The 21,655-nt window shown below is 58.7% G+C and carries 21 protein-coding genes; 9 read left to right on the top strand and 12 right to left on the bottom strand.

The features are described from left to right. Positions 1–11: 11 nt before the first annotated feature. Positions 12–758 (top strand): SDR family oxidoreductase, encoded by a 747-nt coding sequence (locus B3M52_RS06280; protein WP_075196886.1) that lies wholly within the window; start codon positions 12–14, stop codon positions 756–758. 8 nt (positions 759–766) lie between these two features. On the opposite strand, the gene B3M52_RS06285 is transcribed toward B3M52_RS06280, so the two are convergent. Together B3M52_RS06285 and B3M52_RS06290 are read right to left on the bottom strand one after the other, a co-directional pair. After that, complete coding sequence (locus tag B3M52_RS06285) at positions 767–3,334, bottom strand: ABC transporter permease (protein WP_075196933.1); 2,568 nt, start codon at positions 3,332–3,334, stop codon at positions 767–769. Then, entirely contained in the window at positions 3,324–3,995 is a 672-nt protein-coding gene (locus tag B3M52_RS06290; protein ID WP_256713647.1) for an ABC transporter ATP-binding protein, read from the bottom strand. Before B3M52_RS06290 ends, B3M52_RS06285 begins: the two co-directional genes overlap by 11 nt. A 198-nt stretch (positions 3,996–4,193) precedes the next feature. Here B3M52_RS06290 and B3M52_RS06295 point away from each other — a divergent pair, with 198 nt between their 5' ends. Next, entirely contained in the window at positions 4,194–4,460 is a 267-nt protein-coding gene (locus B3M52_RS06295; RefSeq protein WP_075196887.1) for a DksA/TraR family C4-type zinc finger protein, read from the top strand. A gap of 114 nt (positions 4,461–4,574) precedes the next feature. Here the strand turns inward: B3M52_RS06295 and B3M52_RS06300 are convergent, their stop codons facing one another. Both B3M52_RS06300 and B3M52_RS06305 read right to left on the bottom strand, forming a co-directional pair. Then, a complete protein-coding gene (locus B3M52_RS06300) occupies positions 4,575–5,753 on the bottom strand; it encodes a magnesium transporter (protein ID WP_075196888.1) in 1,179 nt (392 codons plus the stop codon). Between the two features lie 88 nt (positions 5,754–5,841). Further along, entirely contained in the window at positions 5,842–6,072 is a 231-nt protein-coding gene (locus B3M52_RS06305; RefSeq protein WP_007154336.1) for a hypothetical protein, read from the bottom strand. A gap of 118 nt (positions 6,073–6,190) precedes the next feature. On the opposite strand from B3M52_RS06305, the gene B3M52_RS06310 reads away from it, so the two are divergent. The 4 genes from B3M52_RS06310 to B3M52_RS06325 are packed head-to-tail and all read left to right on the top strand — an operon-like array spanning position 6,191 to position 9,293. After that, entirely contained in the window at positions 6,191–7,147 is a 957-nt protein-coding gene (locus tag B3M52_RS06310; RefSeq protein ID WP_075196889.1) for a LysR family transcriptional regulator, read from the top strand. Positions 7,148–7,193: 46 nt separating this feature from the next. Beyond that, positions 7,194–8,018 (top strand): haloacid dehalogenase-like hydrolase, encoded by an 825-nt coding sequence (locus B3M52_RS06315; RefSeq protein ID WP_075196890.1) that lies wholly within the window; start codon positions 7,194–7,196, stop codon positions 8,016–8,018. A 51-nt stretch (positions 8,019–8,069) separates the two neighbouring features. After that, positions 8,070–8,402, top strand: coding sequence for a YnfA family protein (locus B3M52_RS06320; protein ID WP_036208334.1), 333 nt, complete (start codon positions 8,070–8,072; stop codon positions 8,400–8,402). A 24-nt stretch (positions 8,403–8,426) separates the two neighbouring features. Then, the gene (locus B3M52_RS06325) at positions 8,427–9,293 is read left to right on the top strand and encodes an AraC family transcriptional regulator (RefSeq protein WP_075196934.1); all 867 of its coding nucleotides are present in this window, start codon (positions 8,427–8,429) and stop codon (positions 9,291–9,293) included. On the opposite strand, the gene B3M52_RS06330 is transcribed toward B3M52_RS06325, so the two are convergent. From B3M52_RS06330 to B3M52_RS06345, 4 genes are all read right to left on the bottom strand, one after another. Next, positions 9,252–9,845 (bottom strand): LysE family translocator, encoded by a 594-nt coding sequence (locus tag B3M52_RS06330; protein ID WP_075196891.1) that lies wholly within the window; start codon positions 9,843–9,845, stop codon positions 9,252–9,254. The genes B3M52_RS06325 and B3M52_RS06330 overlap by 42 nt on opposite strands. A gap of 125 nt (positions 9,846–9,970) precedes the next feature. Next, positions 9,971–11,044, bottom strand: coding sequence for a class I SAM-dependent methyltransferase (locus tag B3M52_RS06335; protein WP_041333128.1), 1,074 nt, complete (start codon positions 11,042–11,044; stop codon positions 9,971–9,973). A gap of 153 nt (positions 11,045–11,197) precedes the next feature. Further along, a complete protein-coding gene (locus B3M52_RS06340) occupies positions 11,198–12,229 on the bottom strand; it encodes an AraC family transcriptional regulator (RefSeq protein ID WP_075196892.1) in 1,032 nt (343 codons plus the stop codon). Positions 12,230–12,321: 92 nt separating this feature from the next. Then, complete coding sequence (locus B3M52_RS06345; RefSeq protein ID WP_075196893.1) at positions 12,322–13,236, bottom strand: pirin family protein; 915 nt, start codon at positions 13,234–13,236, stop codon at positions 12,322–12,324. Positions 13,237–13,370: 134 nt separating this feature from the next. Between B3M52_RS06345 and B3M52_RS06350 the strand changes: the two genes are divergently transcribed. Further along, positions 13,371–14,066, top strand: a complete 696-nt coding sequence (locus tag B3M52_RS06350) for an aspartate/glutamate racemase family protein (protein WP_041333123.1) — start codon at positions 13,371–13,373, stop codon at positions 14,064–14,066. Between the two features lie 17 nt (positions 14,067–14,083). Here B3M52_RS06350 and B3M52_RS06355 read toward each other — a convergent pair whose 3' ends face one another. Continuing rightward, positions 14,084–15,229, bottom strand: coding sequence for an arylamine N-acetyltransferase family protein (locus B3M52_RS06355; RefSeq protein ID WP_083637282.1), 1,146 nt, complete (start codon positions 15,227–15,229; stop codon positions 14,084–14,086). A 310-nt stretch (positions 15,230–15,539) separates the two neighbouring features. Between B3M52_RS06355 and B3M52_RS06360 the strand changes: the two genes are divergently transcribed. Then, positions 15,540–16,832: a cation:proton antiporter gene (locus B3M52_RS06360; RefSeq protein WP_075196894.1), complete on the top strand. Its 1,293-nt coding sequence runs from the start codon at positions 15,540–15,542 to the stop codon at positions 16,830–16,832. A 30-nt stretch (positions 16,833–16,862) separates the two neighbouring features. Here the strand turns inward: B3M52_RS06360 and B3M52_RS06365 are convergent, their stop codons facing one another. Both B3M52_RS06365 and B3M52_RS06370 read right to left on the bottom strand, forming a co-directional pair. Then, positions 16,863–17,741 carry an alpha/beta fold hydrolase gene (locus B3M52_RS06365; RefSeq protein ID WP_036208352.1) on the bottom strand — a complete coding sequence of 293 codons (879 nt, stop codon included), beginning with the start codon at positions 17,739–17,741 and terminating at the stop codon, positions 16,863–16,865. Positions 17,742–17,781: 40 nt separating this feature from the next. Then, complete coding sequence (locus tag B3M52_RS06370) at positions 17,782–18,195, bottom strand: MarR family winged helix-turn-helix transcriptional regulator (RefSeq protein ID WP_036208355.1); 414 nt, start codon at positions 18,193–18,195, stop codon at positions 17,782–17,784. Between the two features lie 137 nt (positions 18,196–18,332). Between B3M52_RS06370 and B3M52_RS06375 the strand changes: the two genes are divergently transcribed. Next, positions 18,333–19,298: a zinc-binding metallopeptidase family protein gene (locus B3M52_RS06375; protein WP_075196895.1), complete on the top strand. Its 966-nt coding sequence runs from the start codon at positions 18,333–18,335 to the stop codon at positions 19,296–19,298. A gap of 92 nt (positions 19,299–19,390) precedes the next feature. Here B3M52_RS06375 and katG read toward each other — a convergent pair whose 3' ends face one another. Beyond that, positions 19,391–21,604 carry a catalase/peroxidase HPI gene (gene katG / locus B3M52_RS06380; RefSeq protein ID WP_075196896.1) on the bottom strand — a complete coding sequence of 738 codons (2,214 nt, stop codon included), beginning with the start codon at positions 21,602–21,604 and terminating at the stop codon, positions 19,391–19,393. Between the last annotated feature and the right edge of the window lie 51 nt (positions 21,605–21,655).

A 21,655-nucleotide genomic window follows, 5' to 3' on the forward strand; every position in this document is an offset into this window, starting at 1 on the left:
AGGCATAACCAATGAGAAAGAACATTCTGATTACCGGTGCCAGCACCGGCCTCGGTGAAGGCATGGCCCGCGAATGGGCCGCCAAGGGCTGCAATCTTGCGCTCTGTGCGCGGCGGGCGGATAAGCTGGAGGCATTACAGCGGGAATTACAGCAGGCCTACCCCGATATTCGGGTGCTGGTCCGCGGCCTGGACGTGTGCGACTACGAGCAGGTGTTCGAGGTATTCCGGGGCTTTCGGGAAGAGCTGGGCGGCCTTGACCGCGTGGTGGTGAATGCAGGTATTGGCAGCTCCCAGCCGATTGGGCGCGGGCACTTTGCCGCCAACCGACAGACGGCGGAAACCAACTTCATCGCCGCCATTGCCCAGAGCGAGGCGGCGATGGAGATTTTCCGGGAACAGAACAGTGGGCATCTGGTACTGATGTCGTCAGTCAGCGGTGTTCGCGGCTTCCGTGGCCCTATCAACGTCTACGCAGCCACCAAGGCCGCCGTAGCGTCACTGGCTGAAGGCCTGCAACTGGACACCAAGGGCAAGCCCATCAACGTCAGCAACATTATGCCGGGCTACATCCTCACCGACATCAACCGCGATACCAAGAACGCCCCCTTCCGGGTGGACTTGGAAACCGGCGTGAAGGCTCTGGTGAAAGCGATCGATTCCGAGGTACGCCGCGCCTATGTGCCCTGGTGGCCCTGGACACCGCTCAGTTACGTGTTGAAGGCCCTGCCCTTTGGGTTGTTCGCGAGGGCGATGTAACCAGTCAATTACCCATCCCGCAACAGAACCGCCGGATTCAGCCGCATCGCCCTCAACGTAGGCAGCAATCCTCCTAGCAACGCCAGCGCGCTGACGACGCCGGCCACCAATGCGCCGATCCACCACAGATCTCCCGCTGGCAGTTTCAGCGCCAGGTCTGCCACCGGCAGCGCGATCAGCGAACCCAGCCCGGTGGCGAACACCGTCGCCAGCAAGGTCAGCAAGCCGGTTTCCAGCAGCATGGAGTTCCGGATGGCCTGGTGCCTGGCACCGAGACAATGCAGCAGGTTGGCCTCGTAGAGTTGGCGCCTGCGGCTGACGCTGACCACGCTGGACAACACCAACAGGCTCGCCAGCAGGCTGACGGACGCAACCGCCGCAAGGCCAGCGGCTGCCTTGTTGAGCAGGTCTCCCGCCGTTTCAAGCCAGTCCGCCGTGCGCAGTGTGATCACGTTGGGGATGTTGCTGGCCAGCCATTGCTGCGATTCCTTGGCGGCGGGGTCGCTCTGGTAGACCGCGCCGACGTACAGGCTGATCAATCCATCCAGGGCGCCTTGCTGCAGAACACCTTCAAACCAGAACCGGGTCTGTAAGCCTTTCTGGCGGTATATGGCCCGGATTTCGACGGCAATCGGCTGGTCCTGTGCCGTGAACTCAATCCGGTCGCCCACCGTTAGCCCGAGTGCGTTGGCTTCGCGGTCTTCCATCGCCATGTAGGCGGGCTGCCCTTCCGGGGCCGGAGTGCTCCACCAATTGCCTTTTACCAGCTCAAGGCCTTCCGGATTTCCCGCCAGGTAGGTGAGCTTGTATTCGTCACCCATGGCTTCGCGCCTGGCTCGGGGGTCGTCAGCGAGCGCGTCTGCGATGGGCTCTTTATTGATGGCGGCCATTCGGGCGCGAACCAGTGGCAGAAGCTCCGTCCTGCTGGACGGGTCCAGCGATTCAAGGCCTGACGTGAGCGGTTCCATCTGGTCCGGGAACACTTCATAGAGGATCAGCGCGGGGGATTCCGCCGGGATCGTGGTTTCCAGTGCTCTCAGAAGGGTGGTGACCATCAGGGTGCAAGCCACCACCAGGGTCAACGCGGTGCCGAGCGACAACAACGTTGCCCGCAGTGGCGAATCCGGCCGGTGGAGGTTGGCGAGCGCCAGCCGCCGGGCGAACTTGCGGTCAGCAAAGCCACTGTTTTCCAGCGCTTTGGCGCCTCGCCGCAGCCCTTTGATGATGCCCTCCAGCAAGGCCCAGAGTACGACCACCGCCAGCAGAAACAGGAATCCCAGTTGCGGCGACGGCAACCAGAACAGAGTGGCGCTGATATAGATCGCCAGCAGCACATAACTCGCGACCCGCCATGTGCGGGGTTCGTTACGGGCGGCCTGTACCTGCCCCCGGAACAGCCCAGCCGGCGACGCGGCAAGGGCCCTGGCCAGGGCCCGCAGCGCGAAGACGTAGGCCGTAAGTACCGCAAACAGCCAGCTCAGCAGCAAGGGAACAAACCACAGGGATAACCAGCCCCCTGCCCCTTCGGGCCCGGACAGCGCGTAGGCGTCGCCGGCCAGGGATATCGCCACCGCAGAGAACCCCAGTCCGATTCCGCCTCCGATCAGGCCAGCCAGGCTGCCCAGCAATCCGATCTGCAACAGGTAGATGGCCACCAATGGTTTGCGGCGCAGGCCCAGCGTCTGCAGGGTGGCGATGGTGCCCAGTTTTTCATCCAGGTAGGCGTGTATGCTGTTGGCGACACCGAGGCCACCAATAAACAGCGTGGTAAAGGCAATCAGGATGAGCGCTGTGGCAATCTGGTCCAGCCGTTCGGCGATGCGTTGGCTGCGCTCGGCGAAGGTGGTGGTGTCCCAATTTGGTTCCGGGAATGCCTGTTCGAAGTCCGCCAGCCACGTATCCAGATTCTGGTCGGTCTTCACCCGGTATTCGTAGTCCACGCGGCTGCCTGGCCGGATCAGTTCCGTCGCCTCGACCGCCTGTTCGGAAATCATGATGGGCAGGCCACGCCAGTTGGCGTTCAGGCGGCGATCCGGCTGTTTCTGGATCAGGCCGCTGATGCGAAACGTGGCTGCGCCTATCTCAATCTGGTCTCCTATAGTCTGGCCCAGGCGCTCGGCCAGCAAGGGGTCAATTACGGCGCCCCATCGGCCATCCTTGCGTGCGGTTAGCTCGGCACGCGACTGATCCGGCGTTAGCTGCAGCTCACCGTAGAGCGGATAGGCCGCATCCGGAATCAGGATCTCGGCGCGAAAGAAGCCGTCACCGCTTTCGCCACTGACAATCGTGTCGAACTCCCGAACCAGCGAAAGAGTCCCGGTGCGCCCTACCCAATCGATCACGTCACTTGGTAACGGCTCACTGGCATCGAGCTCCACATCGCCACCCAATAACATGCGGGTATCCGCCAGCAGGCTCAGCTCGATCACCCGGTAGAGGCTGGCCGTAGCGGCCACCAGGGTAACGCCGAGGATAAGGCAGGCGAGAAAGACCTTGAGCGCAGAGATGCGCGATCGCAGATCGGTGATCGCGAATTTGAGCATCCACAGCGGCTTTGTCTGAGCATTACGCTTCATAAAGGCGCCCACCATCCATCCGGACCCGGTGCTGACAGCGCTCCGCGACACGTTCGTCGTGGGTTACCAGCACCAGGGTGGATTTGCTTTCCTTGTGGAGGTCGAACAGCAGTGAGAGCACTTTTTCGCCGGTAGCATGGTCCAGGTTGCCGGTGGGCTCATCGCCCAGCAGCAGACTTGGCTGGTGCACCAGTGCCCGTGCGATCGCGACACGCTGTTGCTCACCCCCGGAAAGCTGTCCTGGATAATGCTGCAGCCGGTGGGTAAGGCCGACCGCCTCCAGCATCGAAAGGGCCTGCTCGCGGGCATCCAACTGCCCGGCGATTTCCAGCGGCAGACTAACGTTCCCAAGTGCCGTCAAGCCCGGCAACAAATGAAAGGACTGAAAGATGATGCCCAGGTGTTCGCTGCGCCAGTCGGCCAATGCGTTGGCATCCATCTCGCCCAGGCGCTGGTTGCCTACGAGGATCTCTCCACTGGTCGGGCGCTGGAGCCCGGATAGCAACAGAAGCAGCGAGGTTTTCCCGCTTCCGGACGGGCCGGTAATCGCCAGTGTGTCGCCGGGCGGGATTGTGAGTGAAGCGTTGTTGAGCACCGCGACGGTGCCGGACTCGGTTGGATAGGTAAGGTTAATGTCGCTTATCTGGACGCTGGTGGACACAAAGGCACCTTTCTTTTTTAATAACAGAATGTAGCTTGCACGGCGATTATGACGATAGCGGGCAGCCGCACAGAAGCTGAAAAATGATTGACAGTGATTCAAAGTCATTGAGAGTACGAGCAGTTTTCCAGACTAGCGCACCGTACGAAACGGGTCAGACGCAGTTTTACACGACTTTTGCAAAGATGGGAGAGCGCTATGGCAGGTGGTTGGTCCCGGGATGGCGCCGTTCAGGATCAGATCGACGCGAGCGTAGACGACGAGGTGCAGCGCGCACGCAGCCAACTGGTGAGCGGCGAGAGTGCCACCCATTGCGAGGAGTGTGACAGTGCGATTCCGGAAGCGCGCCGCAAAGCGATTCCCGGGGTTCAACTTTGCGTTGCGTGTCAGTCTAGTCTTGAAAAACACGAAACGTCTCATGGTAGTATCAATCGCCGTGGCAGCAAGGACAGTCAGCTGCGCTAGTTCAAGAAATACGGCATCCGTAAACGTGAAGCTGGCGTGCTTTTCCCGCTTGAAAGGAACTCTTCAAAGTACCCGCATAGTGATGAAAAGTGAGCCTGTCCTCAGACAACGTGGTTACAGCACCAACGAGGTTGCAAGGAACAGCATCAGGCCCATACCGATAATGTCGGTGAACGTTGTCAAAAAGATGCTGCTCGCAGTGGCTGGGTCGGCGCCGAACCGTTTGAGCACCAACGGCACCGCCACCCCGAAGATACCGCTGCCCATGCAGGCGCCGACCATGGCGATGAAGATAACGAGGCCGAGCATGGCCGGGTTAGCGGAATCGGTGGACAAGGCATAAGCAAACATCGCAATACCGGCAATGACGCCAACGGCAGCGCCATTGAGTGCGCCCAGTAGAACTTCCTTGCGCAGCAATCGCCGGATTGGATAGTCATTGATCTGCCCCAGGGTGATGCCCCTCAGGGTAATGGCCAGCGCCTGACAGCCGGTGTTGCCGCTTTGCCCGGCAAGAACCGGCAGGAAGGCCGCTAAGGCAACAATCTGGGCGATGGTGCTCTCGAACATGCCGACTACGAAGGCAGCAGCGAACGCGGTAATCAGATTCACCTGCAGCCAGGGGTGGCGCATGCGAAACGCCGCCAGCACCGGTGTGTTGATCTGTTCTTCCTTTGCCACACCGTATTGGGAACCGGCCTGGGCACTGAGTTCCGATGCGATGCGTTCGTAGAGCTTCCAACCCCGCACCTCGCCCACCACGTGCTGCTGCTCGTCCACCACCGGGTACATGCGGTAGTGTCGGTAGAGCACTTCACTGACTGCATCCTTCACCAGCGTGCCTTCCTGGAACGCAAACGGCTCTCGCACCATGATGGCAGACAGGGCCTCGGAGGGCTTGGCCAGGATCAGGTCTCGCATGCCGACCACACCCACCAGGCAGTCATTATCCGTCACGAAAATGTAGCTGATCTCCGAAACATCGGCGCTTTTCACCATGAAGGTCAGCGCCTCAGCTACGGTGTAGCTGTCCGGTAATGTTGCTGTTACCGGCGTCATCAGTTCGCCGACGGTTTCTTCCATGCCGGAAAGCACTGCGCGGGTCGCCGCTTCTTCCGGTGCGGACAGATCTCCGAGATGTGAAGCGATGACCTGTGCCTGTTCCGCAGGCAATCGCGAAAGGATGAACTGAATATCGTCCACGGGTGACTGCATCAGCTCTTCAGCGGCATCCAGCGGATTGAGATCGCGCATACGCTCAATCCGCTCGATTAGTTCCATATTCTGGGTCATTTCGCGCTCCGACATCAGTGCCTGTTATATGACTATAGCAACACTGAACGATCAGCACCGGTTGGCGTGCCGCAGCCGGAGCGTTCTTCTAGTGCAGACGCAGCAGCCGGTTCAGGCCCCGGATCATCGCCCGCATGAGGTCTCGACGCGCCCTGCGCTGATCCCGCTTCACTTGCTCAAGATTGACGCCTCCCATCCCATCGCGATATCTGAGCGGTATGCTGCTCCGGTGCAACTCTTTTGCATTACCGTCTGCCGGCTCGCGGAAAGCCAGCGAATTGCCACCGCTAAGGTAGGTCTTTTCTGCTGAGATCAACATGTCTCTATCCTCCCTGGCGCCGCACCTTGTGGCGGATCGCACTGGTTGTCGTATGAGTTCAGGTACATGCTAAACTTGTTCTAAACTGCAAACTATTCCCTAGAACCGAGAACAGACTTTGCAAAAACGAACAGATAAACAACCCAAAAAATCGCCCACCGCCTCCGCGAGAACACGGAGCAATCTGGCGTGGAATGACTTTGAACTGGTGCTCGCCATTGCTACTTCTGGCTCGCTCTCTGGCGCGTCTCGGGCACTGGGCGTGAGCCACGCTACGGTGTTCCGGCGGCTGGGCGATGTTGAGCAGCGCCTTGGGGTGATTCTCTTTGAGAGAGGCCGCACAGGTTATCGGCCCACACTGGCAGGGGAAGAACTCGCAGACACGGCAAAGGTCATGGACGAGGCCGCCTTGGCCGCCGAGCGCAAGGTGGCCGGCCGTGACCTGGAGCCCAGTGGCGAGATCTGGACCACCACAACGGACTCTCTTCTGATGGGCGTGCTGGCACCGTTGTTCACGCAGTTCCGGCACAAATACCCAGGCATTGTGTTGGATGTTGCGGTGTCCAATCAGTTGTTCAATCTCACACGTCGGGAGGCGGACGTGGCTATACGCCCCTCCAACCGTCCACCGGAAAACCTGATTGGCCGGCCACTGACCACCCTCGGCCAGGCGGTCTATGCTCACAAAGACCTCGGCCTGACGCCGGGAACCTCCATAGAGGCCCTTGCCAGTGAGCCCTGGATTGGCGCCGGGCCGAGGCTTCAGGATTCCTCCGTGGACCAGTGGATGGATAACCACGCGCTGAAGCAGGCCTGTGTTTACCGTGTAGATACCCTGGTGAGCATCCTCAGCGCCATTCGCTCCCGCATGGGGCTGGCCGTGATGCCCTGCTATCTCGCGGACGAGGACCCGGACATCGTTCAACTCACCGACCCCATTCCAGAGCTGGAATACGGCCTGTGGTTTCTGATGCATCCGGACCTGCGAGGCGTGGTGAGGATTCATGCGCTGATGGATTTTCTGACAGAGGCCGTCCGCGCCCAGAAAAATCGCCTGGCCGGGCGTCGTTTGTAATAACCGGCTACGCTGATGTCATCCATGGAAAGAAGGCACAAAGACAATGCAATGCGCTCTGATCTATGACTTCGACGGCACCCTTGCCAAAGGCAACTGCGCCGAACACGGCCTGATGCCGGCCTTGGGTTTGAACGAGCATTCCGACTTCTGGCCGGAAGTGAATCGCAAGAACCGTGAGCGGGACGGCGATGAGATACTCACCTACCTCGGCGAACTGGCCAAACGCGCCCGCGATGAGGGCAAGCAGGATGAGCTGAAACCGGAGAGACTACAGGCCTACGGAAAGTCCATCCCCCTGTTCCCCGGGGTCGTGGACTGGTTTGACGCCATCAACCGCTTCGCCAGCGACCAGGGTATTGCCCTGAGCCATTACATTGTCTCCAGCGGGCTGGAGGAGATGATTCGCGGCACGCCGGTGGCAAAGCATTTCAAGAAAATTTTCGGGTGCCGTTATCACTATGATGAAGCCACAGGGCATGCCAAGTGGCCCGCCGTGGCCATCGACTACACCACTAAAACCCAGTACCTTTTCCGCATCAACAAGGGCATCGAGAACAGCTGGGACAACGTCACCATTAACGAATACATCGAACCCGGTGAACGCCCCGTGCCCTTCGACCACATGATCTATTTCGGCGACGGTGACACCGATATCCCGGCAATGAAAATGGTGAAGGCGCAGGGCGGGTGCAGTCTTGCGGTGTTCGACGGTGACAAATGGGACGACGGCAAAACCCAGAATAAGATCGAAAAGCTTATCTCCGAAGAGCGGGCCAACTACGTGGTACGGGGTGATTACACATCCGGCAGCCAGCTGGATGTAACGGTTCGAGGTATACTCAGGCTGTATAAGCGGAAGCATGGCTAAATGAACGCGGAGAAAGCCGCCGACTGATACTGAACGGGAAACAGCAGCGTGATGCCAGAATTGAAAACCGTCGGCCTCTTTTTAGTGACCGCCCTGGCCGAGATCGTCGGCTGCTACCTGCCCTATCTGTGGCTGCGGGAAGGCAAGACCATCTGGCTGCTGATCCCCGGCGCCCTGAGCCTGGCCGCGTTCGCCTGGTTGTTATCGCTGCACCCGACGGCCGCTGGCCGGGTGTACGCAGCCTATGGTGGTGTTTATATCTTTATGGCGATACTTTGGTTATGGGCCGTGGATGGCGTTCGGCCAACGGTCTGGGATCTGGTGGGCACGGCTGTGGCTTTAACGGGCATGGCCATCATTATGTTTGCGCCCAGGGGCACGTAACGCACTGAGGATATGATGGCGGGCATGACCAACACCACCGTGAGTAAACCCATTTTCTGGCGCGATGCCCGACTGCCCCATGTGGAATTACGCAAGGTCAGCGACGGACGCCAAGTCTGTTATGCCCCTCACAGCCATACGCAATGGTCCATTGGCGCTATTACCGGCGGCGAAAGCACCTATCAGTATCGGGAGGATCTTTTCCATGTCCGCGCTGGTGATCTGGTACTGATGAACCCGGAGTGGGTTCATTCCTGCAATCCCATCGATAACCAGCCCTGGGCCTACCTGATGCTGTATGTGGATACCGGATGGTTGACAGATCTGCGGTTTCGGGCCGGGCTGCTACCAACCCCACACTGGCAGGACATTGCCACTGCCACCCTGTCAGAGCCCATCTGGTATGAGCGCTACTGCCGCATGGCAGAGTGCCTTCTGGAGGCTCAGCGTGACCTCCTCGACAAGCAGACCGAGGTGGTTGAGTTCCTGTCAGACCTGATGCACGAGTTGGCCCGGCAACCGGTGGTGCAGCAACCAAAGGCGCCGGATACCCTGACTGAGCTGGCACGCTATCTGGACAACCACATGGCAGAAGACGTATCGCTGGATACGCTCTGTGAAATTTCCGGTTACAGCGCCGGCCACCTGATCCGGGCGTTCCGGCAATATTTCGGGCTTACGCCCCATGCCTATCTTCTCAACCGCCGCATCCAGCTAGGGCGCCTTGAGCTCGCCAACGGCACCCCTATCGCCGAGGCCGCACTGAACGCAGGCTTCGCCGACCAGCCTCATTTCCAGCGCACGTTCAAACGGCTGATGGCGGCAACGCCGAATCAGTATCGACAGTCCTCAACCAGTCACCAGATACAGGCAACTGATCGCAAGCAATAAAGCCAAAGTCCGGTTGATGGTCACCAGCACCGCAGGCCGCTGCACGTATCGCCGCAGGAAAGCCCCCGCATACACCCAGCACGCCAGGGACAACCAACAAATCGGCAGGTAGAGCGACGCAAACAGCAGGATCTGGTTCAAGTCGTTGGCGCTGGTATAGGCGCCGATGCCAGACGCCGAGGCCAGCCAGGCTTTGGGGTTCAGCCACTGCATGATTGCCCCGGTACCGAAGCCCGGCGCCTTATCAACACCTTTTTCCGGTAGCTGACCGCTGTCCATGGCCAGCTTTATACTCAGATAAAGCAGGAATGCGACACCGCCCCATCGCAACAACGTCTCCAGCATCGGCACCATGGTCAGCAGCGAATAGAGCCCCAGCCCCACGGCAACGAACAGTGCGATGAAGCCCAGGGTTGCCCCGGTTACGAAGATCAGCGCCCGGGAAACCGGATAGCGGGTGCCACTGCTCAGACAAACAAGGTTGACCGGCCCCGGGGAAATGGACGCCGCCAACGCAAACGCGGACATGGGCAGAATCAGGGAAAGGCTCATGGATGGTATTCTCCGTTCAGGTTATGAGCGGAGTTTGCCCTGAACACTGAAGCGGGTATTGAACAAAATTGCGGTTCGCGAAGAGGTTCCAGGCGATATTTCCCCTGGAACCTCATGCACCGAGTTCAGGCGCGCGCTTCCAGAACAATGTTGAACGGAGTTTCCGCCGCTCTGCGGACCTTGCGGAAACCGCCTTCTTTGATTACTTCTGTCAGCTTTCGCTCTCCCGCCTGAGCGCCGAGCGCGAGACCAGTCTTCTGTGCCAGGGCTGTGGGCACACAGATACTGGTGGATGCTGCGTAGAACAGCCGTCCAACCGGGTTGAAGTTATCACTGAGTTCGTCGGCGGCCATTGGTTCAACCACCATCCAGGTGCCATCCGGTTTGAGTTTTTCGAACACATGGGCGGCCGTACCCGCTGGGTCTCCCATGTCGTGCAGGGCATCAAAACAGGTTACCAGATCGAAATCGCCTTCCTCGAAATCACTCGCCGTCGCCTGCTCAAAGCGCACTCGGCCGGGGTCAAGGCCGTGTTCTTCACGGTGTGCATTGGCAGCGTCAATGGAGCCCCCATGGAAGTCGAACCCCACAAACGTCGAGTTGGGAAACGCCGCTGCCATCAACAGAGTGGAGTGGCCATGGCCGCAGCCAAGATCGGCAACCCGGGCTCCGCGCTGCAATTTCTCTACCACACCATCCAGGGCGGGCAACCAGCTCTGAACCAGGTTGTGCACGTAGCCTGGGCGAAAGAACTTGGCAACGGCACAGAACATACATTGAGCCTGGTCACCCCAGGCAACGCCTTCACCTGTGCGGAACGCAGCGCGCACCTTTGGTTCGTTCTCGAACGTAGTAAAGGCATTTTCGAAGCCCCCAATCATATAAACCGGGCTGTTCTCATCTGCGAATACCATCGCCTGCTCCGGAGGCAATCGGAAACGCCTGGTTGCCTGGTTGTAGTCCAGGTAAGTCGAGGCCGCCTGATGGGCCAGCCATTCCCGTAGATAACGCTCGGAATAGCCGGTTCTCTCGGCGAGCTCAGACGAGGTTGCCGGTCCACCACTTTGTAGCTCCCGATACAGGCCTAGCCGATCACCCATCTTGACCAGGGCGGCGCTGTAGGCGCCACCAAGGTCTCCAAGAACCTGCCCGACGAAGGCATTGAGTTTGTTTTCATCAAAAACTTGAGTTGCTTCCATGATCGTTCTCCCGGATTTCGTGGAGGTATGAGGTTGTCGTGGCGACGAACCTACTCTCTTCCCTGAGGAAAACCGGGCACGCAGCTCACATGACCATAGTGGAGGTATTCCGGTTCGGGCAAAATGATCCTCCGCCCGGCAAGCATGACTGATCTACCGGAGTTCATGGAACGACCTCTCCCGGCGCCAGGTCGCCGGGGCTTGTCCAACGGCACGCTTGAACGAGCGACTGAACGCTTCTTCCGACTCGTAACCCACTTTATGGGCGATGGTGGCCAGCTTGGCGTTACTCTCAACCAATAGGTTGGACGCCACCTGCATCCGCCAGCATCGAAGATACTGCATGGGTGGCCGCCCAATCAGTTCAACGAAACGCTCCTGCAGCGCCGAACGCGAAAGGCCGGCATGACTCGAGAGCTTTTCCAGGGTCCAGGCTTCCGCCGGCTGGCTGTGCATCAGGCTGAGAACCCGGCTCAGGTGCCGATCCTTCAAGGCCGCGAGCCATCCGGTCTGCGTTTTCGGCATCGTGCTCAGGTAAAGCCGGATAAGATCCACAAACATCATTTCACTCATCCGTTCCAGAACGGCTTCACCACCGGGCCGTCTCGCGCCAGATTCGGCTTGCGCAAGCCTGGCCAACTGGCCGGTCCAGCTGTTTTCAGACAACTCGCTGGCCCGAGCATGGATAATCCGTGGTAATGACGTGAGCAAAGGATTGAAGGGGCCGAGATCGCATCCCAGAAAGCCGCACAACAGCGTGGCAACTGGCTGGGACATGTCGGTTTCGTCATGAGGAGTGGCCGGACGCACGCGTTTGTTGTCCTGCTGGTGCACCATAAACGGTAAGCCGGCACGCCGTTTGAGATTTGCAATCAGGAATGGAAGGTCGGGCTCCGCCCTGAGTCCGGGAGCACAGGACATCACATGGGCATCACCATGGGGAAAGAGAATGACATCCCCGGCGTTCATTTCAAACGATGGCTCCCCCGTTATGCCTGCCCAACAGGTCCCATGCAGCACAACATGGTATTCCATCAGGTGCTCAGAGGCCGGCAGGACGGCGCCAGAAATCAAGACCGAGGCGGGCGCCTCGATCACCCAGGTACCTGCACATTCAACATGGAAGAACAGTGCTCCGCGCAGGCGAATACGACGAAGCAATCCGGAAAGCACATCCTCGCTCATGACAGTTGCTCCGACCGCAATCCTGTTTCACAGACACGCGACTGCCTATCTGGTCAAATTTCATTCAACCATAACCCGAACAGGAAAGCGCTTTATTCGTAAGGAATGAACTCCGTCTCGTCCCCAACCACCTTATCAAACCGCCCTGCCCGCCAATCGTCCTTGGCCTGCTCGATTCGTTCTTTCCGGGACGATACAAAGTTCCATTCGATAAACCGGCGGCCTACAGGTTCACCGCCGATCACCGCGATGCGGGTGTCTTCCGTAGCGGTGACGGATACGCCCGGTTCACGAGCAAACACAGTCATACTGTGCGCTGGCAGTTCGGAGCCGTGGGCCGTCAGGGCGCCCTGGGCCACGTAAACAGCACGTTCGGGGGCATCGGGCAGCTCGAGTGTCTGCCCGGCTTTGAGGGAGGCTTCCAGATATAGGGTGTCGCTGAATTGTCGCACCGGGGAAGCCACACCATAGGCGCTACCGATCATAACCCGTACCGGGACATCCTGGATGGTGATCGCTGGGATGTCGTCACTTGGATAATGATGGAAAGCTGGCTCTGTCTCCTCGTGGTCTTCCGGCAGCGCCAGCCAGAGCTGCAGGCCATGCAGCCGGTGATCCTCTACTGTGATGCTGGGGCGTTCACGTTCAGAATGGGTGATGCCACGGCCGGCCACCATCAGGTTAATGTCGCCGGGGCGGATGGGCTGGAGGCTGCCGATGGAATCCCGATGGAGAATCTCGCCCTCGAACAGGTAGGTCACGGTTGCTATGCCAATGTGCGGATGCGGGCGCACATTGATGCCCTGCCCCGCCGGAAAATCCGCCGGCCCCATTTCATCAAAAAAGATCCAGGGGCCAACCATTTTCTGTTTTGCAGTCGGTAGCAGGCGGCGCACGGAAAACCCACCGAGATCCGTGATGCGAGGGCTCAGTATGGTTTGAATTGCACTGCAGGGTGCCTCGATAGCGTCGCAACGTTGTTCGGCAGACTCCAATACATTACTCACGGCACCGCTCCTATGCGTATGTTCGGGAAGTTCCACATTGCCCCGAATACCTGAGATGTTCAACTATCCAATACAGCTACGGACGTATTTGTTAGTCTCATCGTGTCTACCATTGTTAGAACAGGGAGCGTTTTATGAAAACCATTGGCCTTCTTGGCGGCATGAGTTGGGAATCCACTCAAACCTATTACCGGCTGATCAATGAGGGCGTGAAATCACGTCTGGGCGGATTGCATTCCGCAAAGCTGGTGCTCTATAGCGTGGACTTCGCGGAAATTGAAGCGCTTCAACACCAGGGAGACTGGCCGGCAACCGCCAGGATTCTTTCCGGCGCAGCGCTTTCCCTGGAGAACGCGGGAGCGGATTTTCTGATGATCGGCACCAACACCATGCACAAAGTAGCGCCGGAGATTGAAGAGGCTATCAACATCCCCCTGCTTCACATTGCCGATGCCACAGCGAAGGTGCTGACACAGGACAATATCCAGCGCGTGGGGCTCCTGGGCACACGGTTTACCATGGAGCAGGCCTTCTACCGCGAGCGCCTGGAAGCGGCTGGCATTGAGGTGGTCACACCGGATGCTCCCCAGCGGGCGGAGGTTCATCGGGTCATCTACGAAGAACTCTGCCAAGGCGAGATCCAGGCGGCTTCCCGGGAAACGTATCTGGCCGTCATCAACTCACTGGCCGAGCAAGGTGCGCAAGCTGTCATCCTGGGATGCACGGAAATCGGCCTGCTGATCAAGCAGACCGATACCCCCGTCCCGCTGTATGACACAACGGCGATCCATGCGGCGCAGGCGGTGAATCAGGCCCTCTCGGGGGACTGAATTCAGCAGGGGCCATGCTAGCGCTCGGTCAGCAAGGCAGCACGCTCAATCATTGGGCGCCAGTCCGGTTGCACCGGCAGTTGGAATGTATCCGCCAGCACCCGTTCTATACCATCTGCCTCCAGGACCTCCCGGTGAGTACGGCCATCGGAATAACGGACCGTATAGCGGCCGTTCAGCAGTGTGTAGCGGGCCTCCGTGGTGGTGCGAGCCACCATCAGGTTTTTCCGGAAGTGTGAATCCGGGTGCTCAGCGGTGTACCAGTTGGCAACCTCGTAGTCACCTTCCAGACGGGGTTCTCCAGACAACTCGTAGACGGGCTTCCATTGCTCGTCTATCCACATCTGTAGCAGCATTCCCGGCCCGAACGGGATCAGCCGAAAAGTCTCGTGGGAAGTGGCCTGGGGTTCTATCGTGTCCATGCGGAGCGGCGTCGTGAGTACGCAGCCTCCAAAACCCACGTCCACCAGCCACGGCACGTTGTCCACAACAACCCTTAGCGCCATGTGAGAGTATGGCTGCGGGGCCGTGCCGGGTGCTGCATTCCAGCGTACGCGGGCAGAAAGGCCTTCCACGTGGAAACCGATGGCCTCAAGCACTCTCTTGAACAGGCCATTGTGCTCAAAGCAGTAACCACCGCGCCTGCCATGGACCAGCTTGTCTTCTACGGCATCTGGGGCGATATTCACGCCGCGCTCCAGCAGTACATCAATGGCCTCGAACGGGATGGCGTCCGGATGGCGCTCATGGAGTTCTTTGAGAGTCTCCAGGGTCGGTGCCACGGGCCCCTCACTACCGATGCGTGCCAGGTAAGGCTCCAGGTCCACATTCGGTGGGTACGAGCACTCCAGAGCCGTGGCAATCTCATAGACCGCAAAGGGGGCGTAGGTATCCAGGAAGCGCACATCGGCGTTGCGCTCCCGGAACTGTGCTTTGAGGGACTGGCCGGCTTCACCAAGAAGACCTCGCCCAAGAGCAATGAGATCATAATCCCGGGCGTCGTAACGTTCCGTTGCCTTCTCAGGCTCAGCCGTGCCCCTGGCATCGATACCCAGGGCCCGGAGTTCACTCAGCACCGCTTCCAGGACCGCATCGGAACGCCCCAACACCAGAACACGTGCTCCGTTCAGGGAAATAGAGTCTTCCTTAACCGCTGTATTCATGCCGTTACCTCCCCATAAGGATTGTTACGCCGGGCCTCACGGATGCTGCCATAGATAACGCCCACCTCAATGTCCTGGCTCATGATATTGGTCTCCTCGCTGTATTGTGGATGTGGTTATGGACGATAAGACCTAAACCTTAGTTTAGGTCAAGCCCCCGATTCACCGATACCCGCGGCCGCATCGGTAATTACTGAACCGTATAGGAAACTCGGGGCTTTCCGCTGGCAGAATTCCGGATAAGAGCGCATCGTTAGGAATCTCGATTACCGCGAGGCCTTTACTTCACCACTCTCTTACTGAGTTACCTATGACCACTGCTACCTGGTTTCTATTACTGGGCGCCCTTCTTCTGTTAGTGGGCTTTACGGCGTCCTACATCAAAAACGGGCCTGCCACGTCAGCCATTGTGTACCTGCTGGTCGGTTTTGTTGTCGGCCCGATGGGCTTTGGACTGTTCCACTTCAACCCACTTGAAGAATCCGCACTGCTGGAACTACTGACCGAAATAGCCGTGTTGATTTCGCTGTACTGCGCGGGCGTGAAAATGCCTGCACCGGTGACCTTCAGGCGGTGGCGCAACCCCCTGAGACTGGCGGTTGTGTCAATGTCGCTGACCGTGGGTATTGTGGCGCTGTTTGGATACTTCTGGCTGGCCCTGCCCCTAGGCGCAGCCGTACTGCTTGGTGCCGTAGTGGCGCCCACCGATCCGGTGCTTGCCACCGAAGTACAGGTTCGGCATGCCGATGATCCTGACCGGCTGCGGTTTGCGCTAACCAGTGAAGCAGGAATGAACGACGGCAGCGCCTTTCCTTTCGTGATGCTGGGGCTCGGACTGTTAGGTTTGCATGATCTGGGAGACGTCGGGTGGCGATGGTTCGCGGTTGATGTTGTCTGGGCCAGCGGCGCGGGAATCGTCATCGGCATTGTGGCCGGCTGCCTGGTCGGCTGGCTGGTTCAGAAACTGCGCACCACGTTCACCCACTCCGAGTTTCTGGAAAGTTTTCTTGGGCTGGGCCTGATTGCGTTTGCCTATGGCATCAGTCTGCTGGTCAATGCCTGGGGATTTCTGGCGGTATTCAGCGCGGCAGTGGCATTGCGGCATACCGAACTGAAGCTGGCCGGTCTTAAGCAGTCCTATTCAGATGCAACGTCCGGAGAAACCTATCCGGGCGAGGCGCCGCTGGCCATTGCCCATGTGCATCAGAGCTCTCTGATATTCAACGAACATCTGGAGAGGCTGGCAGAAATCGTTCTGGTCCTGCTGATTGGCGGTTCCCTGTTCTGGGATTCATGGAGCTGGCGCGCGGTTGGTTTCGCCGCCTTTCTGTTCTTCGTCGCCCGCCCCATCAGTGTTCACCTTGGCCTGCTCGGCAGCAAGGCGCCGATCCGGTTGCGAAATCTCGCGGGTTGGTTCGGTGTGCGGGGCATTGGCTCCCTCTACTATCTGATGTACGCCATCCAACATGGGCTGCCGGAAAACATTGCCCTGGAGTTGATTCACCTGACCCTGGTGGTGGTCGCCCTGTCGATCCTGGTTCATGGCGTAAGCGTTAAACCGGCCATCGCTCGATTCTGGCGGGCGCGAAAATCGTCGCACTGAAGCGCCCGCCAGAGTGAACATTCTGCCCGATCAACGAAGCAGTGGCAGCAACGTGTTTTGCCAGATCGACGTTTCATATTGCTCGCGGAACCACCCAAGATGGCCAATGCGACTTTCGCCAACCTCCTTCGGATGAACTCGGTGCATCGTGACAGCCGCGTGAGTGTAGAAACTGTGCAGTGAATCAACATTCCGCCGGGACATCATTTCGTCATCAGAGAAGGCAACGGCGGAAATGGGTACCTTTACCGCAGCGAACTGCTCGCGCAGTGCCCGGCCTTCTTTCCCCACCGCGTATTCGGGGTCGAGGCACCATTGCCGCCATTGGCGTATCACATTGGGCGGTAAGTCACCCACGATGTTCAGGCGCTTTCCGGGAAAATAGCCAAACATCCGCACACTGACAGGTGCCATGAAATACCACAAAAACCAGGCAATGCGTTTGGTGGGTGGTGAATTCTCACGCCAATAGCCGCTGCCACAGGCGACGGTAACCGCGTGATCCAGATCGTTTACGTTCGGCGTCATACCCAGCAACTGGCCACCGACGCTGTGCCCAATCCATTGAAGACGCTGCCCTGGGTAATGCTGCCGGGCGAAGTCGATAACCGCCCGGCAGTCTTCACTCCCCCACTCCGTCACCTTGACCGGGCAATCCCGAAGATGGCTGTTCAGGGAGGCGCCCATACCGAAATAATCGAAGGTTATCGCGGTAAAGCCCTGGCTGCTCAGATAGCGTGCGAATTTCTCGTAGCAATGCTGCCCCACACCCATAGCGCCAGCTACGATGACGACCGAACTGGACTGAGCCGCAGGAAATACCCGAAGCTGGATTCGATGACCACCCGGTGTTGTGACGGGCACATCCTTTCTATTGGTTGGGGGTAATGAAGACTCCCTGGCACTCATGATAGTTCTCCTGATACTTGCCGAATACCTTGCCCTGGTGTCAGAAATCGTTGGCGAGATGATTGAGGAACTTAAGGATGACGGTCACTTCTTCGTCACTGAAACCCTCGGTCATACGATTGTTCAATTCCGTGATTAGCGGTTTGGCGCTCTCGATTTTCTCGCGCCCGACATCGGTGAGATACAGGCGGGATGCACGGCCATCCCTGTCACAGGTGCGTCTCTCCAACAGGCCCTTGTTCTCCATCCGCCCGGCCAGCCCCGTCAGCGCGGAACTGTTCAGGTGCAGGCTGTGGGCCAGGTCCTTCAGCAGACACCCCTCGTCACCCGCAACCAGCAACAGAGCCCCCACCTGGGTGACCGAAATACCCAGCGCTTCTTCGCTGCGCTGGTCAGCGTGTTTGTAAACTCGATGGCGGGCCTTGTTCAGGAGATAGAAAAACCGTTTATCCATTAGTCATCCAGTTACTTCACATGTGAATCAAATATACTACACATGTGAAATATCTGACAAGCCCGTCAACGCAGGGTTGGACATCCGGCGCAGTCAATTCCTATACTCGAAGTCCATTCCGCTGGAAGACTTTCTTTATGCGCGTTTTCGCCAATCCCGTCGGTTCCGGCTCTCTCTGGTTTGATAATCTTGCTACGGCTGACGGTACGCCTGTGGCCTACGACCCCCAGGCACGAGCATTTCTACCGATGCCACCCTTCTGCGCCAACCGGGACGTGATTGGCTGCAACTGGATCGCACCGGAGCAAGGCGCTTTCTGTCGCGCCTGTGCAATGACGGCGCTGGCACCAGACCCATCGATTGCCAACGCCATCCCCAACTGGGCCCAAACCGAGGCCTCCAAACGCTGGGTGATCGATAATCTGGGTCGCTGGCACTGGTTTCGCCCGGAAGACCCCGGCGCAAGGCCGGTGTTCCATATGCTCGCCGAGGGCCCTACTCCGGTGCCAATGGGCCACGCCCAGGGCGTCGTCACCATCAGTGTCGCAGAGGCAGACCCGGTGCTGCGCACCACCCGCAGGGAGGCGCTGGAAGAGCCCTACAGAACGATGATTGGCCACATGCGCCATGAGATTGCCCACATGCTCTGGTGGCGTCTGAGCCTGCGTGAGGACTTCCTGGATGCCTTCCGCGCAATGTTTGGTGACGAGCGCATCAGCTACCCGGGTGCACTTCAGCACCACTATGAGAACGGCCCGCCGCAGGACTGGAAAAAGTTCTACCTCACCAGCTATGCCTCGGCCCATCCCCATGAAGACTGGGCGGAAACCACGGCGCATCTGTTACACCTGACGGACCTGACCGACAGCTTTGTGGCCTCCGGTTTAACCTCTCCGGAAGTGCCAGGTCCGAACTGGGATCCCTATTCAGAACCAGACGCCCAGCGTTTGATCCATATCGCCGCGTCCATCGCCATGGGCGTGAACCATGTAAACCGATCAATGGGTCTGTCTGACCTGTACCCCTTTGTTCTGTCGGATTTCGCGCGCCACAAGCTGGCGTTTGTGCATGACTGGCTTCGCAGGGGTGCCCAGGGGCTCTGAATAGCAGAACTTGCATAAAAAAACGGCGTTTCAACTTTCATTGAAACGCCGTTTTACTATCGAAATGCCCGCACTTTGGTGCGGGCATTCAATCACGACAGATCGAAGCGATCCGCGTTCATCACCTTGTTCCAGGCGGTGACGAAGTCCTTGACGAACTTCTCCTTCGCGTCTGCCTGGGCATACACCTCAGACACCGCGCGAAGCTGCGAGTTGGAACCGAAGATCAGGTCCACACGGGTACCGGTCCACTTCACGTCGCCGGTTTTGCGATCGCGCCCTTCAAACACGTCCGCGTCAGCCGATGTTGGCTTCCACTCGGTGTTAAGGTCGGTCAGGTTCACGAAGAAATCGTTCGTGAGTTTGCCCGGCGAGTTGGTCAATACACCGTGCTTCGATTGCTTGTAATTGGCACCCAGTACCCGCAAGCCACCTACCAGCACCGTCATCTGCGGTGCGCTCAGGTTCAGCAACTGCGCCTTGTCGATCAACATTTCCTCGTCGGAAACGGTGAACGCCGCGCGGCGATAGTTGCGGAAGCCGTCCGCTTCGGGCTTGAGCCAGTCAAAGGCTTCAACGTCCGTCTGGTCATCGGTTGCATCGGTGCGTCCTGGTGAGAACGGCACGTCGATGCTGTGGCCTGCATCCTTGGCGGCCTTCTCAACCGCGGCATTACCGCCGAGCACGATCAGGTCAGCCAGGGAAACCTTCTTGTTGCCCGACTGGGCATCGTTAAAGGACTTCTGGATGCCTTCAAGCGCCTGCAGCACCTTCGCCAGTTGCTGTGGCTCGTTTACTTCCCAGTCTTTCTGGGGAGCCAGGCGGATGCGGGCGCCGTTGGCCCCACCGCGCAGATCGGAGCCACGGAACGTCGACGCGGCAGACCATGCGGTGTAAACCAGCTCGGAGACCGACAGACCCGCTCCCAGGATCTTGCTCTTAAGGTCAGCAATGTCCTGGGCATTGATCAGTTCGTGATCGACCGCTGGCACCGGATCCTGCCAGATCAGGTCTTCTGCCGGCACTTCCGGGCCGAGATAGCGGGCTTTCGGGCCCATATCGCGGTGGGTCAGCTTGAACCAGGCGCGAGCAAAGGCGTCCGCAAACTCTTCCGGGTTCTTATGGAAGTGCTCGCAGATCTTGCGGTATTCCGGGTCCTGCTTCATCGCCATATCGGCGGTGGACATCATGATTCCCACGCGCTTGGACGGATCTTCCGCATCAGGCGCCATGTCTTTCTCGGTCAATCCTTTCGGCCGCCACTGCTGGGCGCCGGCCGGGCTCTTGGTCAGTTCCCACTCGTAGCCAAACAGCACGTCAAAATAGCTCATGTCCCACTGGGTGGGGCTGGGCGTCCAGGCGCCCTCGAGACCACTGGTGATAGCATCACGGCCCTTGCCGCTGCCATGGCTGCTCTTCCAGCCCAGGCCCATCTCTTCGATCGGCGCTGCTTCCGGTTCTGGACCAACTTTGTCGGGATCACCGGCCCCGTGGGTCTTACCAAAGGTGTGACCGCCAGCGGTCAGGGCTGCTGTTTCATAGTCATTCATCGCCATGCGAGCAAAGGTCTCGCGAATGTCACGAGCCGATGCCAGCGGGTCCGGATTCCCATCCGGGCCTTCCGGATTCACGTAGATCAAACCCATCTGTACCGCAGCCAGGGGGTTTTCCAGATCGCGATCACCGGAATAACGGCTGTTCGGCTTGTCGCTGGTGGCCAGCCATTCCCTTTCCGCACCCCAGTAAATGTCTTCCTCGGGCTGGAAAATGTCCTCACGACCACCGGCAAAACCAAAGGTCTTGAAGCCCATGGACTCAAGGGACACGTTGCCGGTCAGGATAAACAGGTCGGCCCAGGACAGCTTGTTGCCATACTTCTGTTTGACAGGCCATAGCAGGCGGCGAGCTTTGTCCAGGTTGCCATTGTCAGGCCAGCTGTTGATGGGCGCGAAACGCTGGTTGCCGGTGCCGGCACCACCGCGGCCATCACCGGTTCGATAGGTACCGGCGCTGTGCCATGCCATACGGATCATGAACGGACCGTAATGGCCGTAATCCGCGGGCCACCAGTCCTGTGAATCTTTCAATACGGCTTCGATGTCTTTCTTGACCGCAGGCAGGTCAAGTTTCTTGAATTCTTCGGCGTAGTTGAAGTCTTCCCCCAACGGGTTAGACTTGGGGTTGTGCTGGTGCAAAATACCCAGGTTCAGCTGGTTCGGCCACCAATCGTTGACACCCGGACCCTCGTCCTGCAGCTTTGTGCGGGCCCCGTGCATAACCGGGCATTTACCTTCGTTTCCGCTCATATCACTCTCTCCGTGGGTTGCTACCATCTATTTCACTGTTTCATTGATCGT

Origin of the sequence: Marinobacter sp. UBA2688 (genome assembly GCF_002352785.1) — a bacterium.
Lineage (GTDB): Bacteria > Pseudomonadota > Gammaproteobacteria > Pseudomonadales > Oleiphilaceae > Marinobacter > Marinobacter salarius.